At 63.7% G+C, this 17,409-nt stretch carries 15 protein-coding genes; 7 read left to right on the top strand and 8 right to left on the bottom strand.

The features are described 5' to 3' along the window. Nucleotides 1-36: 36 nt before the first annotated feature. Both N2603_RS12565 and N2603_RS12560 read right to left on the bottom strand, forming a co-directional pair. Nucleotides 37-891 (bottom strand): tetratricopeptide repeat protein, encoded by an 855-nt coding sequence (locus tag N2603_RS12565; protein ID WP_260389010.1) that lies wholly within the window; start codon nucleotides 889-891, stop codon nucleotides 37-39. A gap of 12 nt (nucleotides 892-903) precedes the next feature. Beyond that, nucleotides 904-1,434 carry a FecR family protein gene (locus N2603_RS12560; RefSeq protein WP_260389009.1) on the bottom strand — a complete coding sequence of 177 codons (531 nt, stop codon included), beginning with the start codon at nucleotides 1,432-1,434 and terminating at the stop codon, nucleotides 904-906. 551 nt (nucleotides 1,435-1,985) lie between these two features. Between N2603_RS12560 and N2603_RS12555 the strand changes: the two genes are divergently transcribed. After that, nucleotides 1,986-6,077 (top strand): VCBS domain-containing protein, encoded by a 4,092-nt coding sequence (locus N2603_RS12555; RefSeq protein WP_260389008.1) that lies wholly within the window; start codon nucleotides 1,986-1,988, stop codon nucleotides 6,075-6,077. A 27-nt stretch (nucleotides 6,078-6,104) separates the two neighbouring features. On the opposite strand, the gene N2603_RS12550 is transcribed toward N2603_RS12555, so the two are convergent. Then, nucleotides 6,105-7,043: a LysM peptidoglycan-binding domain-containing protein gene (locus N2603_RS12550; protein ID WP_260389007.1), complete on the bottom strand. Its 939-nt coding sequence runs from the start codon at nucleotides 7,041-7,043 to the stop codon at nucleotides 6,105-6,107. A gap of 156 nt (nucleotides 7,044-7,199) precedes the next feature. Next, entirely contained in the window at nucleotides 7,200-7,814 is a 615-nt protein-coding gene (locus N2603_RS12545) for a CGNR zinc finger domain-containing protein (protein WP_260389006.1), read from the bottom strand. A 133-nt stretch (nucleotides 7,815-7,947) separates the two neighbouring features. Here N2603_RS12545 and N2603_RS12540 point away from each other — a divergent pair, with 133 nt between their 5' ends. After that, nucleotides 7,948-8,799, top strand: a complete 852-nt coding sequence (locus N2603_RS12540) for an alpha/beta fold hydrolase (RefSeq protein ID WP_260389005.1) — start codon at nucleotides 7,948-7,950, stop codon at nucleotides 8,797-8,799. A 42-nt stretch (nucleotides 8,800-8,841) separates the two neighbouring features. On the opposite strand, the gene N2603_RS12535 is transcribed toward N2603_RS12540, so the two are convergent. After that, nucleotides 8,842-9,321 (bottom strand): MarR family winged helix-turn-helix transcriptional regulator, encoded by a 480-nt coding sequence (locus N2603_RS12535; protein ID WP_260389004.1) that lies wholly within the window; start codon nucleotides 9,319-9,321, stop codon nucleotides 8,842-8,844. Nucleotides 9,322-9,421: 100 nt separating this feature from the next. On the opposite strand from N2603_RS12535, the gene N2603_RS12530 reads away from it, so the two are divergent. Both N2603_RS12530 and N2603_RS12525 read left to right on the top strand, forming a co-directional pair. Then, nucleotides 9,422-10,630, top strand: a complete 1,209-nt coding sequence (locus N2603_RS12530; protein ID WP_260389003.1) for an ABC transporter substrate-binding protein — start codon at nucleotides 9,422-9,424, stop codon at nucleotides 10,628-10,630. 14 nt (nucleotides 10,631-10,644) lie between these two features. Beyond that, nucleotides 10,645-11,823, top strand: coding sequence for a cytochrome P450 (locus tag N2603_RS12525; protein ID WP_260389002.1), 1,179 nt, complete (start codon nucleotides 10,645-10,647; stop codon nucleotides 11,821-11,823). Nucleotides 11,824-11,855: 32 nt separating this feature from the next. Here the strand turns inward: N2603_RS12525 and N2603_RS12520 are convergent, their stop codons facing one another. Then, nucleotides 11,856-12,575 (bottom strand): hypothetical protein, encoded by a 720-nt coding sequence (locus tag N2603_RS12520; protein WP_260389001.1) that lies wholly within the window; start codon nucleotides 12,573-12,575, stop codon nucleotides 11,856-11,858. A gap of 273 nt (nucleotides 12,576-12,848) precedes the next feature. On the opposite strand from N2603_RS12520, the gene N2603_RS12515 reads away from it, so the two are divergent. Next, complete coding sequence (locus N2603_RS12515; protein WP_260389000.1) at nucleotides 12,849-13,772, top strand: ABC transporter ATP-binding protein; 924 nt, start codon at nucleotides 12,849-12,851, stop codon at nucleotides 13,770-13,772. After that, complete coding sequence (locus N2603_RS12510) at nucleotides 13,769-14,530, top strand: ABC transporter permease (protein ID WP_260388999.1); 762 nt, start codon at nucleotides 13,769-13,771, stop codon at nucleotides 14,528-14,530. Before N2603_RS12515 ends, N2603_RS12510 begins: the two co-directional genes overlap by 4 nt. Nucleotides 14,531-14,638: 108 nt before the next feature. Here the strand turns inward: N2603_RS12510 and N2603_RS12505 are convergent, their stop codons facing one another. After that, nucleotides 14,639-14,965 carry a hypothetical protein gene (locus tag N2603_RS12505; protein ID WP_260388998.1) on the bottom strand — a complete coding sequence of 109 codons (327 nt, stop codon included), beginning with the start codon at nucleotides 14,963-14,965 and terminating at the stop codon, nucleotides 14,639-14,641. A gap of 367 nt (nucleotides 14,966-15,332) precedes the next feature. On the opposite strand from N2603_RS12505, the gene N2603_RS12500 reads away from it, so the two are divergent. Next, a complete protein-coding gene (locus N2603_RS12500; protein WP_260388997.1) occupies nucleotides 15,333-16,118 on the top strand; it encodes a L,D-transpeptidase in 786 nt (261 codons plus the stop codon). A gap of 5 nt (nucleotides 16,119-16,123) precedes the next feature. Here N2603_RS12500 and N2603_RS12495 read toward each other — a convergent pair whose 3' ends face one another. Then, on the bottom strand, nucleotides 16,124-17,386 hold the full coding sequence (locus tag N2603_RS12495) for a hypothetical protein (protein ID WP_260388995.1): 1,263 nt from the start codon (nucleotides 17,384-17,386) through the stop codon (nucleotides 16,124-16,126). Nucleotides 17,387-17,409: the final 23 nt, after the last annotated feature.

Raw genomic sequence — 17,409 nt, 5'->3', positions numbered from 1 at the left:
TTGGCCAACGCGAGTTTCGGTGAGCCAATCCCGACGTCACTGCACGCCGTAGCGGGCGAACGCGTCGGCGATCTTGAGGTCGATGAGCTTTGCCGCCGAGACGTCACGATCGCCGCCGGCGTTGTCGCCCTGCCTGAGCCTGGCAAGTCCGCGTCCATAGAGCGCGCTTGCCAGGTTTGGCGCCAGCCGCAGCGCGGAATCGTAGTCGTCGATGGCCGCGGCGAACTGCCCCATCTTCAGATGGATCAGCGCGCGTGAATCGTATGTCGCGGCATCGTTGGATACCGACTGAATCACCTTGTCGCAATCGTCGAGCCCGGCCTGCAGGTCGCCGATGATCGCTCGCGTCCAGCAGCGTCCGCTCCGCGCCCACGTCAAGTTCGGATCGAGGCGAATGGCCTCGTCGAAATCCCGCGCGGCCCGATCATACTGGTTCAGCTTCAGGTGGGCTTCGGCGCGGTTGGCGAAGGCGTTGCCATAGGCCGGGTTGAGCCTGATCGCCTCGTCGAAGGACTTGACCGCGTCCTCATATGCTCCCTTCCTCAAATAGGCGACGCCGCGATTATTGACCGGCTTGACATAGCCTTTGGCGAGCTCGATCGCCCGATCGAAATCGCTGATCGCGCGGTCGTACTCCGCCGCGGCGGCATAGGCGTTGCCGCGATTGTTGTAAGCCAGAGCCAGCGCCTCCGGCTTGGCATCGCCCGAACTGATGAGCGCCGTACAGCCGGCGATCCGAACCTGGGCCGGAATGCTGTCCGTACCGTTGCACTGCGCAATGCTCTGGAGATGACTTTTCTTCTGCGGCTGCTGCGCGACCGCGGACGAGCCGATCGACAGCAGCACGAGAACGGGCGCTACGCTGTCGATAATGGCAGCCCTGATCGTCATGTCCGTGCCGCTTCAGCATCCTCTGCAGATGTTCAGCCTGGGACCACCGCTCCCCTGCTCGGGCGCTGCAGCAGTCACGCGCTTCTTCACCAATTTGCTCTTTCCCTCTTCGATGAGAGTCGAGAACCTGACCGCGCCGTCATCCGCGACTTCGATATGCGGCGTGGTGCCCCGGATCCCCATCGTTGCAACGGGCGTATCGACTTTCATATCGCCGCTCTTCGCGATCTGGCCTGCAACAAAGGTCGCCGTTCCCTTGGCCAGATTGAAGAACGTTGCGTTGGACTTGCCGTCCGGCTCGTACACGTACTCGTCCAGGGTCATACGCGCGTTGCTCGATAGATTGAACGACGAGCCATCGCTGAAATTGATGCTGACCCGACTGTCCGCCCCGGTTCGCACGACGTCGCGCAGATACACGACATCGCCGACCTTGGTTTGCGCAGCCGGATCGCCGAGCTTCGCCTGAACGACGACCGCACCTGCATGCTCGATCGAGACCGAGCCTGCAACGGCGACGACCTTGCCGATGGGTTTCGGCACAACGTCCTCAGGGCCGCGTGTCGCGGGATTGATTTGAGCCTGCGCTGGCGCAGCGAGAACGCTCGCCGATGCCCAAATGAAGCCAGTGACCAAAACTGCAATCGTATGCCTGCACATGACCCGCCCTTTCCGAGAAGATCTGCATGGCGCTTGATGGGAGCTATGTGAGCTTCGACCAAGCTCGCAATTCGTGCATCGTGAATATCTACAACCTGGGTCGGTCCTAACGGACCTGCCCTCCAGAAGAAGCAATTCTTCCGCGCTTGATCTTAAGCCCAAGCCGTTTGCCTGGCCAGCGAAAGTGCGCTAGATATCGCATAGCTCAAGCGTCAACTTCTTGAGAGCGCAAATTGCTGTGGCGGAGAGATATCTCCGCTGAACCTGCCATCACCTTGGCAATACCTATAAAGTTCGCATTTCATATCAGACGTTTTCGGCGTGCAGGCCTGGGGTTGCTAGCGCCAAAAATTGCGCCCGCGGCGTAGCAAAACCGACAAGAAGACCGCGGCACCGCGCCGAGCCGGAATTGTTCGGCGCGCGAGGCTACGGCCATGTCAGTTGCGTTTGGCGTTGGACCCCAGAACGGGGTCACTCAGACTTTTCCCCTCCAGATCATCGGCATCGTTCAAAGCACGTTGGGATACATTACCCTCACGCGCGAGAAGGGCCCAGCCACGCAGGTCAGCATTGACGACCTAATCTGCCGCCATGACGTAATCGAGACGGCTGCGGATGCGCAGATCGGGATTCGGCTTCTCGACGGCACCATATTCAGCGTCGGCAGCGGAGCTCGCGTCGAACTGCGCGAGTTCGCCTCCGAATCCGACTGCGCTTCGCGTTCGACCGTCGTTGCGGTCACCAGCGGAAGCTTTGCGTTCGCGGCCGGTCGGCTGCCAAACAGCTGCACCCTGACGGTCGACACACCTCTTGGCAGCGTTCGCGGCCGCTCCCATGCGACCGGCTTCGGCATCCTGACGATGGCGGCGCTGACTTTCTCGATGGTGAAAGAAGCGCAGGGCTCGGACCCCGACGCCGCGTATCTCGATAGCGATACGCTCAGTTACAAAGACCTTCAGCACGGCTCCTTCGAGCTCATCACCAAGGAGCGGGTGCCGCGGCACATCATCGTCGACGATCCAGGCGAAACCGTCATCCTGAACAGGATCGGCTCCTCGGTCAGCGTGAGTCAGGTTGCCAACAGCGCTGCTCGCATGGAGGAACTGCACGCAGCTCAACAGGACGTGCTCGCCAATCTCACGCGCGGTCCGACAGGATCCAGTACGCCACCTGGCATCATTGCCCCCTCGCTGCAGCACATCAACTTCAACCCGGATAACGGGCCTGCGCCGCCAAACCTGCTTCCGCCACTGCCGCCGGCCGACATCCCCTTGATCGTACGTCCGCCGCCGTCACTGAACGTTCCTGCCGGGCCGACCGAAATCGACACGATCGCATTCAACGACACGTTCGCCGCGACAACCGGCACTTTCTCCGCCAGCAGCCCGATCGGTGCCGTCCTCACCTACGGTCTCAGCGGCGGGACGGCGGGCACCACGGTCCTGGATGGACAGACCTACGATCTCTCGCAAACCGGTGCGTATGGCACCCTCTATCTCAATAGCGCGTCCGGCGCCTACACTTTTGTTCCGAACGCGGATGCCATCAATGCCCTGTCGTCGCCGACGACCATGAGCTTCATCATCACGGTCTCGGACACCGGGTTCTCGACGAGCCGAACCTTCATCGTCAACATCCACGGCGTCAACGACACTGCCATCATCTCCGGCAACGCCGCCGGCACAGTGGTGGAGGCGGGCGGCGTCGCCAATTCGGCGCCGGGCGCGCCGAGCGCAACCGGCACGCTGACAGACGCCGATGTCGACAATCCGCCCAACACCTTCACGGAGGTCAGTTCGCCGACCAGGAGCGCGGGCGGCTACGGCACGTTCACGATGACAGTCGGCGGCGTGTGGACCTACACGCTCGACGATAGCAACGGTACAGTACAGTCGCTGAATGTCGGCGACACCCTGATCGATCGGTTCACCGTGACCACGATCGACGGCACCCCGCAGCTGGTGACGATCACGATCAACGGCACGAATGACGCCGCAATCATCTCCGGGACGACGACCGGTTCAGTCGTCGAGGCGGGCGGCACTTCGCCCGGCACGCCGGTCGCGACGGGCACGCTTCTCGCCGCGGACGTCGACAATCCCGCCAACACGTTCGTGGCGGTCAATACGCCGACGGCAAGCGCGCACAGCTATGGCAGCTTCACCATCACCGCGGCCGGCCTGTGGACCTACACGCTGGACAATAACAGTACCGCAGTGCAGGCGCTCAACAATGGCGCCACGCTGACAGACAGCTTCACGGTGACCTCGGCCGACGGCACCGCACAGACAGTGACGATCACCATCAACGGCAGCAACGATGGGGCGATCATTTCCGGAACGACGAGCGGCGCGGTGATCGAGGCCGGAGGTGTGGCCAATGGCACGCCCGGCACGCCGACCGCGACCGGCACGTTGACCGATCTCGACCCTGACAATGCGTCGAACACCTTCACCCCGGTCACCACGCCAAAGGCCAGCGTGGGCGGCTTCGGCACCTTCACGATGACGGCGCTTGGCACGTGGACCTACGCGCTCGACAATAGCAACGCGACGGTACAGGCGCTCAATGTCGGCAATACGCTGAACGACCAGTTCACCGTGACCACGGTCGACGGCACGCCGCAGCTGGTGACGATCACGATCAACGGCACCAATGACGCCGCTTCAATTTCCGGAACGACGACGGGTTCGGTGCTCGAAGCCGGCGGCATCGCTTCCGGCACGCCAGTCGCGACCGGCACGCTCACCGATACCGACCTCGACAATCCCGCCAACACCTTCACGGCGGTGACCTCGCCCAGGGCCAGCGACGGCGGCTACGGCACTTTCACGATGACCGCGTCCGGACTGTGGACCTATACGCTCGACAACGGCAACGCCGTGGTCGACGCGCTGGATGTCGGCGACACGATCACCGATCATTTCACGGTGACGTCAATCGACGGCACCACGCAAGAGGTGACGATCGCCATCCATGGCGCCAGCGACGCCGACCCCAACGACTTCGACAATCTGGCGACGGGATCGACCGTCGTCTCCGATCCCCCGTTCGTCTTCGGCACCCCTGGACACGACAGCGTCGCCGGTGGCGGCAGCGTTTCCCAGATCGTCTACGGCGGCGCCGGCGACGACACCCTGAACGGAACCGGCGTGAACGACACCATCTACGGCGGATCCGGCAACGATACGATCAAGGGCAACAACGGGGCCGACATCATCTACGGCGGCTCCGGGCAAGACACGATCGCCGGCAGCAACGAGAACGACACCGTCATCGGCGGCTTCGGTGCGGACAATCTCACGGGCAGCAACGGCGATGACGTCTTCGTCTATCTGTCGGCGGTCGATTCCAGAGCCGGCCAGTTCGATACGATCACCGATTTCAGATCGGGAAGCGACAAGATCGATTTGACGGCGATCGGCGCGCTCGGATTCGTGATCCTGGCATTGAGCTCGACAAGCTCGTCCGTGCCGCCGCACACCATCGCCTGGATCTACGACAGCTCGGCCAACGAAACCATCGTGTATGTCAATCCGACCGATCAAACCCTCCAGATCGGCGATTCCAGCCTGGTGGAAGTTCATCTCCAGGGTGTCGCGACCATCGATTCCTCGGACTTCATCGTGGATCAAGCCGCGGCACCGGTCCAAGCGGTGAGTGACAACCTCGATCCGGCCGCCGCCACGCAAGGCGATGCGGCGGTCATGGCCTTGAGTACCTCCGATGCCTCCACGGAGGCGACGACAAGTGGCGGCTCTGTTTCGTTGGTCGGAAGCTCGCCCGCAATCGATGTGAGCTACCCCTTCGATATCAATCGGGATCACAGCGGGTGGAGCCACGAGATCACCGCTTCCACCCCGGACGAGACTGCAGCACTCCCCGGCCTGTCACAACCGGCAATCCATTCGCTATCGATCGAGCCCGTCAAATTTGTCTTCGAACCACCCCGGACCGACGACAGCATCCATCCGAACGTAATCGGCGCGATCGGCATGACGGAGCAAAATCAGGTCGTCGCTTTCAGCATGCCAGATGCGCTCCTTGCCATCGACCAGCATCCAGAGAACGGCAAGGCTGCAGAGGCTCATGGCCATGTAAGCCTTGCCGATACCGCCAGTGCGCTTCTCGATATCGCCTCGCAGAAAGGCCTCGGGAACGGCGGCAACCCTCATTCGAATCAATCTCAAGAAAGCAAACACAGTCATGCTTCGATGGAGACGCCCGACAAGTCCAATGGACAACCTCATTCCGCGGCAGACGACACGCACGGCCCACACGGAAACGCGCAGGCCCATCCGTCCGGACCGGGCGATTCCTTCAAGTTCGTGACTCCGGCGATCGAGAAGTCGGGCGTCGCATTTGTGGACGATCTCACGGCGCCGCCCGATCATCATGAAGGCGTGGCACATGCCTACGGACATGGTGGCGCCGCTGCAGCGGACGAGGTTCCGCAGCTGGACGATGGCGCTCACGGCGTGGGCGGCTCAGGCGGGCCTCATGGGCAGCACGATCTCCTGGTGTGAGCTCGATCTGCTGAAACCGCTCTTCCTTTACTTCCGCCCGGCGGGCGGCGGCGTCGCCATCGCGGCGGCAGGCTCCGGCGGCGTCAGATGGCGCGGGACGATGATGGTCTGACCCGGGGAGAGCTGCGCGTTCTCTGCAAGCGAGTTGCTCTGCGCGAGCGTCCACAGCGGCACGCGATTGGCTGCGGCGATGCTCTCCATGGTGTCGCCGCGGCGCACCGGCACCCGCACGCCGCTATCCCACAACTCGACCAGCGTATCGGCGGGCACGAGATAGCGCAGCGGCACGGCATCGGCCTGGGTCTGCGGCGGAATGCGCGGCAGCTGCGCCACCATCTCGACGATCTGGCGATGGATGTCGTCGGACTTCTCGATGTTGATGTGCGAGACGCGGCTGTTTTCCTTCAGGTCGTAGCTCGCGTAATGGCCGCGATAGCCGGGCACCGCCACGACGTCGCCGCCGCCGAGCACGCTATCGGACAGGAAGATGTTGATGAAGCGCTCGACATTGAGCGGCACGTCGCCGGTCGCATGCGCGGGATCGATGGCGATCACGAGGCTGATCGGGATGTTCTCCTTGGCCGCCATCTCGGAGATCACCACCGAGCACAACCCGCCCATGGAGTGGCCGATCAGCACGATCGGCGCCGGGCTCTCCTTGTAGCTGGCGATGGCGCGGTTGCCGATCAGCCGGCAGATCGTGAATTCATAAACGTCGGCCGAGAAGCCGGCCTGCGTCAGTTTCTCGCTGAGCCGGTCCATGCCGGTCGAGAAGATCGGCCCCATGGCGCCGCGGAACAGGTAGATTTTCGGCGGCGGCAGCGGCTCGGCGGGCGGAGCCGGAGGCGGCGCTGTGGCCGTCACGGCCGGGCGCTTCGACTTGGCGGGTGAGGCCACGGCTATGCCGTTGCCCAACGCGAGCAGCGCCACCGCTGCCAGCACGACTAGCCGCCTCAAATCAATCATCGATCCAGCAGTCCCACCACGGGAGGCAAGGGCCTCCCCCAAACCGGCTTAGTGACGACCGATTTGGCGGATTTTGGGGCGCGGGAACCGGGACGCGACGCACCGCCGCGCGCATCAAGGCTATGTGACCTGCCGGATGGGCCACGCTCCGGCCCGTCACTGCCTGCCCTTGAGCCGGCTGCGATGTGCGGCCTGCTTGGCGCGGTTGCCGCAGACCGCCATGATGCACCACCGCCGTGCGCGCCTGCGGGTGTGATCGGCGAACAGCATCGTGCAGTTATGGCCCTCGCACGCCTTCACGTCGGAAAAGTCTTCCTCGCAGACGAACTTCGCCATCGCCTCGCCAATGGGCAGCAGCAGAGCTTCGGCCGATTGCCAACGCCGCATCCTCTGCAGCGCAAGTCCTTCCTCGCCGTGGCGGGGCGCGATTTGCAGGAACGCCTCATCGCGCTGCAGGATGCTGTTCAACGGGCCAAGCTCATGCAACGCCTTCGCGGTCAGCGGCCGACCCGCATGCTCCAGAACAAAGCCCCTGAACCACTCGCGCAACGCGCGGGCCTGATCGGCGACCTTGTCGAGCTCAGCCGGCCTCGCACGCGCCTTCAGCGCGTCGAGCTCCTCCGCCGGCACCAGCTTCGCTTGCGACAGCCAATCGATCAGGCCGTCGCCATCGTCGAGCCAATCGACGGGCGTATCGACTGGCGTTGCCACCGAATTGAGAAAATCGAGGCCGAGCGAGTCGGCGATGAACATGGCGGGCGGGCGATCCATGAGCGCGGTCCTTGGCCGTCAAAACAAGGCTACTCGTAGTAACCAGTAAAAAGCCTATTGACAAGTTACTCGCTAGCTACGTAACCTGTAAATAGGATTTTAACAGGTTACATCCAACAAAATGGAGATGGCCATGCCCCCGACCGCCTATCGCACCGCCGACGTCGATGGCTTCAAGGTGTTCTATCGCGAGGCCGGCTCTCGAGGCGCGCCGAAGCTGCTGCTGCTGCATGGCTTCCCGAGCGCCGGCCACATGTTCCGCGACCTGATCCCGTTGCTCGCCGACAAATTCCACATCGCCGCACCGGACCTTCCCGGCTTCGGTCAGTCCGACATGCCGGCGCGCGAAAGCTTCCGCTACACCTTTGACAACGTCGCGCAGGTGATCGAGCGCTTCACCGAAGTGATCGGCTTCGACCGCTTCGCGATCTACGTCTTCGACTACGGTGCGCCGACCGGCTTCCGGCTCGCGCTGCGTCACCCCGAGCGGATCACCGCGATCATCTCGCAGAACGGCAACGCCTATGAAGACGGCCTCAGCGACGGCTGGACTCCGATCAAGGCCTATTGGCAGGATCCCTCGCCCGCCAACCGCGAGGCGCTGCGCGCCTTCCTCACGCCGGAGGCGACGCGCTGGCAGTACACCCATGGCGTTCCCGATCCGACGACAGTGTCGCCGGACGGCCAGAACCTCGACAATTTCTATCTGGCGCGTCCGGGCTCCGATGACGTGCAGCTCGATTTGTTCGGTGACTACAAGAGCAACGTCGCGCTCTATCCGTCATTCCAGGACTATTTCCGCAAGCACAAGCCGCCGTTCCTGGCGGTCTGGGGCAAGAACGATCCGTTCTTCATTCCGCCCGGCGCCGAAGCGTTCAAGCGCGACAATCCCAATGCGGTCGTGCAGTTCTTCGACACCGGCCATTTTGCGCTTGAGACGCATGCGAAGGAGATCGCGGACAGCATTCGCGCGTTCCTGAAGTGACGTGAGCTGTGGCGATCGTCGATCGCCACATCGCGCGCCGGCCTAAAGCGGCAGCATCCGGTTCAAGAGGTCGAGCAGTGTGCGCTGCTCGGACTCGCTCAGCGGCGCCAGCATCTTCCGGTTATAGGGCTCCGTCAGCCTTGCCCCCTCGGCAATGAGCTTTGCGCCCTTTGGCGTCAGCATGAGCTCGACCGCACGGCGGTCCGCCTTGGAGCGGTTGCGCTTGATGAAGCCGGACGATTCAAGCTCGTTCAGGATCTTGATCAGGTTCGGCAGCCGCAGCCGCAGCAGGCTGGCGAGGCTGCTCGGCGGCACGCCGGGATTGTCACGGATGACGGCGAAGATCGCATAGGTTGCCGGCGTCAGGCCCAATGCGGCGAACTCCTCGTAGAAGCCTTCGAAGAACTTCAGCTGCGCGAGGCGCAGCATGAAGCCGGGCGTCCGCTGAAGCGCACTCAGATCCAGCGTTTTCTCCTGCTGCTCAGCAGATTTGGCTCCGGCTTTCGGGGTCTTCGAGCTCATGATTTGCAATCCAAGGCGGGGGCGAATTGACACTCTCAAAAATAGCTATAAAATATAACTATTATTCAGCGGCACCAAGACCGCCTATGGGAGGGACACAATGAACAGCAAATTCCTGCATAAATTGTGCATGTTGGCCGCAATGCTGACCACGGCACCGGCGTTCGCGCAGGACGTGGTGAAGATCGGCATCCTCAACGACCAGTCGGGGCCGTTCGCGAGCTATCAGGGCATCGGCTCGGTCGTCGCCGCCAAGATGGCGGTCGAGGATTACGGCGGGAAGGCCGCCGGCAAGCCGGTCGAGGTCGTCGCGGCCGACCATCAGAACAAGACCGACATCGGAATCGGCATCGCCCGGCGCTGGTACGAGAACGAGAGCGTCGATGCGATCTTCGACATCCCGAACTCGTCGATCGCGCTCGCGGTGGCCGGCATGAGCGCCGAGAAGAACAAGGTGTTCGTCGGATCGGGCGCCGGCACGGTGCTGCTGACCGGCGAGAAGTGCACGCCGAACACCGTGCACTGGACCTACGACACCTATGCCTATGGCCGCGGCCTCGGCAAGGCGATCGTGCAGCAGGGCGGCAAGAAGTGGTTCTTCATCACCGCCGACTACGCTTTCGGTCATGATCTGGAGAAGCAGGCCGCGGAGGCCGTGAAAGCATCCGGCGGCGAGGTGCTCGGCAGCGTGCGGCATCCGCTGGGAACGGCCGACTACGCCTCCTTCCTGCTCCAGGCCCAGGCATCGGGCGCGAATGTCGTCGGCTTCGCCAATGCCGGCGACGACACCATCACCTCGATGAAGCAGGCCGCCGAGTTCGGCCTGACCCGGGACCACAAGCTGGTCGGATTGATCCTGGGCATGAACGGCCTTCCCGCGCTCGGCCTGAAATTTGCGCAAGGCGCGCAGATCATGAATCCGTTCTACTGGGATCTGAACGACGGCACACGTGCGTTCGCAAAGCGCTTCACCGAGCGCATTCCGTCGAAGGCCTACCCGAACGACATGCAGGCCGGCGTCTATGCCTCGGTCATCCACTACCTCAAGGCGGTCGACAAGGTCGGCAGCGGCAGGGACGGCAGGGCCGTCGTCGCCGCGATGAAGGAGATGCCGACCGACGATCCGCTGTTCGGCAAGGGCTACATCCGCAAGGACGGCCGCAAGATCCACCCGCTCTATTTGCTCCAGGTCAAGGCACCGGAGGAATCGACGTCGGCCTGGGATCTGCTGAAGGTCGTCTCCACCATCAAGGGCGAGGACGCATTCCGCGCCGAGAGCGAAGGCCAGTGCCCGCTTAGCAAGCAATAGAGGCGGAGCTGACCATGAGCGGCAATGCATCCAGCCCGGTCGACCCGTTTGCGCCCGACTTCCTGATGGATCCCTATCCTGCCTATCAGGCGCTGCGCGCGCATGGGCCCGTGTTCGAATTGGAGCGTTATGGCGTGTGGGCGATGGCCGGCTATGCCGAGGTCGAGCCGGCGCTGAAGGACTGGAAGGCGTTCATCAGCGGCGAAGGCGTCGGGCTCCACGGCATGAATCCGGCGCTGCCAAGACCGCTGACGCTCCAGATCGATCCGCCCGATCACGACAAGGGCCGCCGGGTGCTCGGCCGCACGCTGTCGCCGGGCGTCGCAAGGAAGCTGCGCGAGACGTTTCAGCAGGAGGCCGAGAAGAAGGTCACGGAGCTGATCGACAAAGGCACGTTCGATGCCGTGACCGATCTCGCCGAGGCCTATCCGATGAAGGTGTTTCCGGATGCGATCGGCATCCGGCCCGACGGCCGCGAGAAGCTCCTGGCCTGGAGTACGTTCGTGTTCAACAGCTTCGGCCCGGAGAACGAGATACTCGCGGCTTCACGGAAAGAGGGTCTCGCCGCCCAGAGCTGGATCATGGAATGCTGTGCGCGAGATGCGCTACGGCCCGACAGTCTCGGCATGATGATCTACCAGGCCGCCGACGAGGGCGAGATCACCGAGCACGAGGCGACGCATCTGGTGCGGCCGTTCCTCACCGCCGGGATCGACACCACCGTCAACGGCATCGGCAATACCCTGCTCGCGCTCGCCACGCATCCGGATGAATACCGCAAGCTCCACCACAAGCCGGAACTGGCGCGCAACGCGTTCGAGGAAGGTCTGCGCTACGATTCACCGGTGCAGACGTTCTTTCGTACCACCTCGCGCGACGTCGAGATCGCAGGCGGCGTGATCCCCGCCCACCGCAAGGTGCTGCTGTTCATGGCCTCCGCCAACCGCGATCCCGCGCGGTGGGATGGACCCGATCGCTTCGACGTCGAGCGGGTCGCAACCGGGCATGTTGGCTTCGGCGCCGGCATCCACGCCTGCGTCGGCCAGATGATCGCGCGTCTGGAAGGCGAATTGATCTTCGGCGAGCTTGCAAGGCGCGTGAGGACGATCGAGCTCACGGCTGAACCGAAACGCAGGCTCAACAATTCCCTGCGCGGGCTGGAGAGCATGCCGGTGCGTGTGACGGCCGCCTAGGCGGCCTCGCACGACCCGGGCATGCGCGTGTATCAGTTCCTCGCCGGAGCTGTTGCCGCGGCGGCGCGCGCGGACCGCGGCGCGCCGGGTTCGGCGACGGGAGCAGCCGGAGCGCGCGAGCGCATGATCGCGGCGTCGATCTCGGCGATGACGCGGCGCTGGATCGCCTCGTTCTTGTCGATCGAGATGTGGCCGACGCCGGTGCCGCGCACGTCGACATTGTCGAGCTTGCCGCGCAGACCCGCTGCGGCCCGCACCGGCTCGCCGGGACCGTCGCCGATATAGATGTTGATGTAGCGCTCGGCGCCGGTCGAGAGCTTGGTCTTGAACACGGAATCGAGGCCGATCGCGAGCTTCACGGGCACGCCGAGCTGGTTGAGCTTGGCGATCATATCAGGCAGCGCGGTCGCGCCGGAGGAATGGCCGACCAGGATGATGGTCTTGATGCGGCCGGCCTTGTAGGCGGTCGCGGCTTCATCGGCGAGCGAGGACCAGGACACGAAGTTGGCAACGGTCACCGGGACGCCCTGCGCCTGGAGCCGGGCACCGATCGTGTCGAGCCCGAGCGAGAAGATGTTGAGCACGCCGCGCAGCAGGTAGACATGCGTCGTCTGGGCCGCAGCCTGGGTCGGCGCGGCCTTGGCGGTGGTCGGGCTGATGGCAACAGCTGACAGCAGGAGCAGGCCCATCGCCCACACACGGAGGGCGGACAATTGGCTGGCGCCGGCGGTGTGACGGCCGTTCGGTCTCATCGATGTTTTCCCTGGGGACAATACGCTTCGCGATTGGCTGGAATCGTAGCCACGGCCTGCTCGCAGACGCAACAAAGAGCCGCGTGAACGGCAATCTTAGCCACAGCCCGTTGCGGTTGCGCAACACTAGCCCGGAACCTGCCACCGAAGGGCCTGTTTTGAGACCATTTTTCCCCAGCCAATTGCGACCGGGCAAGGGCATTCCTATCTCAGGGCTCCGCTGACCGCCCTCCCGGGCCGGTTCCAGCCTCCCTTCCCACCCTGCCGGCTATCATGTCCTCCATCATCTCCGTCGCCAATCTGTCGAAGACCTATGGGTCCGGCTTCAAGGCGCTCAAGAACGTCAATCTCGACATCAAGCGCGGCGAGATCTTTGCGCTGCTCGGGCCGAACGGCGCCGGCAAGACCACGCTGATCTCGATCATCTGCGGCATCGCCAACCCGAGCGAAGGCAAGGTCCTCGTCGGCGGCGAGAACATCCAGACCTCCTACCGCAAGGCGCGCTCACTGATCGGCCTCGTGCCGCAGGAATTGCACACCGACGCCTTCGAGAGCGTGTGGGCGACGGTGAGCTTCTCTCGCGGCCTGTTCGGCAAGCCGAGGAACCCCGATCACATCGAGAAGGTGCTGAAGGACCTCTCGCTCTGGGACAAGAAGGACAACAAGATCATCACGCTCTCCGGCGGCATGAAGCGCCGCGTGATGATCGCGAAAGCGCTGTCGCACGAGCCGCAGGTCCTGTTCCTGGACGAGCCCACCGCCGGCGTCGACGTCGAGCTACGCAAGGGCATGTGGGAAGTCGTGCGCACGCTGCAGCAGTCCGGCGTCACCATCATCCTCACCACGCACTACATCGAGGAAGCCGAGGAGATGGCCGACCGCATCGGCGTCATCAACAAGGGCGAGATCGTGCTGGTCGAGGACAAGGCGACCTTGATGCAGAAGCTCGGCAAGAAGCGGCTGACGGTGCACTTGCAGGGCAAGGTCACCTCGCTGCCGGAAAGTCTCGCGCACTACGAGCTCGACCTCTGCGACAATGGCGCTACGCTGGTCTACGACTACGACACCAAGGGCGAGCGCACCGGCATCACCAGCCTGCTCAGCGACCTCCGCACCGCCGGCATCCGCTTCAACGATCTCGACACGACGCAGTCGTCGCTCGAGGACATCTTCGTCGACCTCGTGAGGACGTCATGAATCACCGCGCCATCCGCGCCATCTACCTGTTCGAAATGGCACGCACCTGGCGCACGCTGCTGCAAAGCATCGTCTCGCCGGTGGTTTCGACCTCGCTCTATTTCGTGGTGTTCAGCGCGGCGATCGGCTCGCGCATCAGCCAGGTCGAGGGCGTCAGCTACGGCACCTTCATCGTGCCGGGCCTGATCATGCTCTCCGTGCTGACGCAGAGCATTGCGAATGCCTCGTTCGGCATCTACTTCCCGAAATTCACCGGCACGATCTACGAGATCCTGTCGGCGCCGATTTCGTACTTCGAGATCGTGCTCGGCTATGTCGGCGCCGCCGCGACCAAGTCGATCATCCTGGGCCTGATCATCCTCGCAACCGCCGGCCTGTTCGTGCCGCTGCACATCCATCATCCGATCTGGATGCTGACTTTCCTGGTGCTGACGGCCGTGACGTTCAGCCTGTTCGGCTTCATCATCGGCATCTGGGCCGACGGCTTCGAGAAGCTGCAGATGATCCCGATGCTGGTGGTGACGCCGCTGACCTTCCTCGGCGGCAGCTTCTACTCCATCGACATGCTGCCGGCGGGCTGGCGCACGGTCGCGCTGCTCAACCCGGTCGTCTATCTGATCTCCGGCTTCCGCTGGAGCTTTTACGAGATCGCCGACGTCAGCGTATCCGTCAGTATGGGAATGACGGTGGCGTTCCTGGTGATTTGCCTGGCGGTGATCTGGTGGATTTTCCGCACCGGATATCGGCTGAAGAATTGATGGCTGTCCCGTAGCCCGGATGGAGCGTCAGCGTAATCCGGGACCGGCGTCATGTCAGGCTCCAGCGGCCCCGGATTTCGCTTCGCTCCATCCGGGCTACGGAAGTCTTCACCGATAGCAATGGAAGCGGTGGTAACCGTCGTAGTACCCGTGACAGCGGTGGCGATAGTGGCGGTGAGGAATGCCGAATACACCCTCCACCGCACCGACGGCGCCGCCGACACCGGCGCCGACCGCGCCACCTACCACGCCTCCCACGGGACCGGCGATCCGGTTACCTTCATAGGACCCTTCCTGGGCGCCGCGCACGATCCCTTGAGCATGACCAGCTCGAGGCAACGACAGCAGTGCAAGCAGGATGGCGGCGGCTGCGAACAGCAGGCGGACGGGAAAGCCGGCCGGCAGGACGGCGGCGTTGACGCGGGCTTTGTTCATCTTCAGTCCCAGGGAAGTACAGAGTAAACGGCGGCGAAAGCCACCAATCGGCAGGCCATCATCAACGCACCGCGCGGCCAAATGGTTGCGCCTTTGTGACGAATTGTCGGCGATGTGAACGCATGTCCACTCGCGAAAATGTCAGCATCGCCGCTGGCCGCACGGCACAAAGCGGCCTTGCTTACATCAGACATCACGTTAACGATGGGCGGGCGGGCCGCTGGAACGGAAGCCGGATTGCGGGCATATTGCATGCCGGGGGACGGAGAGCCGCGGTGTTATTGTTTGAGCATGATCTTTTCGGAAAACCGCTACACACTTTTCCGGATCATGCTCTAGCGTGAACAGGCCGGAGGCCAGAAGTCAGATGCGTTCGTTCTTTATTGCTTTCACCTCTCTGATGCTTTTGAGCGCGGGCACCGCGCAGGCCAAGGTCGAGATCACCGTCGACAAGGACAATCAGCAGATGACCGTCGCCGTCGACGGCGTCGCGCGCTACCGCTGGCCGGTGTCGACCGGCATCCCTTCGCGCGAGACGCCGGGCGGCGCCTTCCGCGCCTTCCGCATGGAAGAGGATCACTACTCCAAGGAATTCGACGACGCGCCGATGCCGCACGCGATCTTCTTCACCAAGGTCGGGCACGCCATCCACGGCACGGATTCGGTCGGCCGGCTCGGTTCGCCGGCGTCACATGGCTGCGTGCGGCTGTCGCGCCAGAACGCATCGACGCTCTATGCGCTGGTGCAGCAGCAGGGCGTGCTCAACACCACGGTGACGCTGACCGGCTCGGCGCAGGTGGCGCTCGCGCGCAATCCGCGCGGTCGCACCAACACTGCAGTGGCCCGCGCTCCGCAGCAGCCTGCCGAAGAGCAGTATGCGACCACCGGCGATCCCGTGAACCTGACGCCGCCGCAGCAGTCCGCGCGCCGCTACATGCCGCAGGACGACAATTACATCTATCCGGCCGACGGCAGCGACACCGGCGCGCGTTATCCGGCGCCGCGCCCGATCACGCGCCCCTATGGCACGCAGGCCTATCAGCAACTGCCGCAGCCGACCTACGACCAGGGCTATGGCCAACAGGGCTACTATTATCAGCAGCAGCAGCCCCGCCAGTATTATCAGCCGCGCAATTATTACTACCAGAACTGATGCTATTATTTGAACGCGGCGTCGCCGCGTTCGACGATCTTTCGTGCCGCATCGACGAAGGCCCGCGCGACGGGCTCGAGGATCTCGGGCCCGGTCGCCGTGAGATCATCCGACGGCGTGTGGAAGGTGCGATGGCGGCCGGCCATGCCGAGGAAATTGGCGTAGCCCGCCGCGTGCACGTCGCGGAGCTCGCCGACCGCCTGCTTCTCCGTCACCAGACGTTTTGCCGCGACTTTTGCAAAAGCCTCGTCGGTCAGCCCGACCGCGGATTTGCTCAGCACCAGATAACGCTCCTCCTCGGGCCGCTCGGTGCGGACTCCTTCCGCAAGGGCGTAACAAGCGTTCGACGAGCCGAAATGAATCCACGCCAGCGTGTCCTTCGGCGCCGGCGCGCCGTGCTTCAGGAACAGCTCCATCCCGCCATGTCCGATCTCGTGTCCGGCAGTGGCGATGAAGACGAAATGCGCGGGCCATTTCTCGGCGGCGACGGTGCGCGCCAGCGCGAGGAAGTTGGCGATGCCGGGGCCGCGCTCGCAGACGCAGGTGTACCAGCCTGTCATCGGCGTCGAGACGACGATGGTCCGGCCACGGCCGGCCCCGATCTCTGCAATCACGTTCCGGCCGGCGACATCGCGCTCGTAATAGCCCTTAACGTCGACGGTGACAGGCGCGCCCGCAGCGAGCGCGCGCTCGAACGCCGCGCGCGACGTCGCGCCGACCACGATCACCGGCACCGGCCAGGGCGCATCCTCCTGCGTGACGTTGTAGGCGAAGCGGTCGTCGGCGGGATTGCCGATCATCAAAAGGATCGCCGCCGGCTTCTTCGCCGCCGCTTCACTGATCGCGGCGCGATGGGTGGGCCCCAGATAGGCGCCGCGATCAAACGGCAGATCGAGCCACAGGATCTTGCCGGCAACGTCGCCGGCGCGTGCGAGGGGCGCGGACAGGTGGAAGCTCGCGCGGTCCTCCGGCGGCCACCAGAATGGCGTCGCCTCGACAGCGGTGCCGGCGGCCTCGGCCCTGGCCTGCTCGACGACATATTGCCGGCCGAGTACGACGGGCTGGAAGCTGACATCGAAACCCGCCTGCTTCATCTCCCCGGCGATCCAGTCGGCGGTCGCGCGATCGCCGGGCGAGCCGAAGCGGTGCAGGCCGAAGGAGGCATAGCGCGACACATCTTCATAGAGGCTCGCACCCGAAAGCACATCCCTGGCTGCCGCCTGCCCGACCATGAGAACCGCCATTGTTGCGATGAAGACAAGCCGCATGTGAGTGGCTCCCTGAACTCTGT

Origin of the sequence: Bradyrhizobium huanghuaihaiense (assembly GCF_025200885.1) — a bacterium.
Lineage (GTDB): Bacteria > Pseudomonadota > Alphaproteobacteria > Rhizobiales > Xanthobacteraceae > Bradyrhizobium > Bradyrhizobium huanghuaihaiense.
The sequence above is the reverse complement of the archived record's forward strand: the minus strand, read 5'-3'. Positions and strand labels throughout refer to the sequence as shown.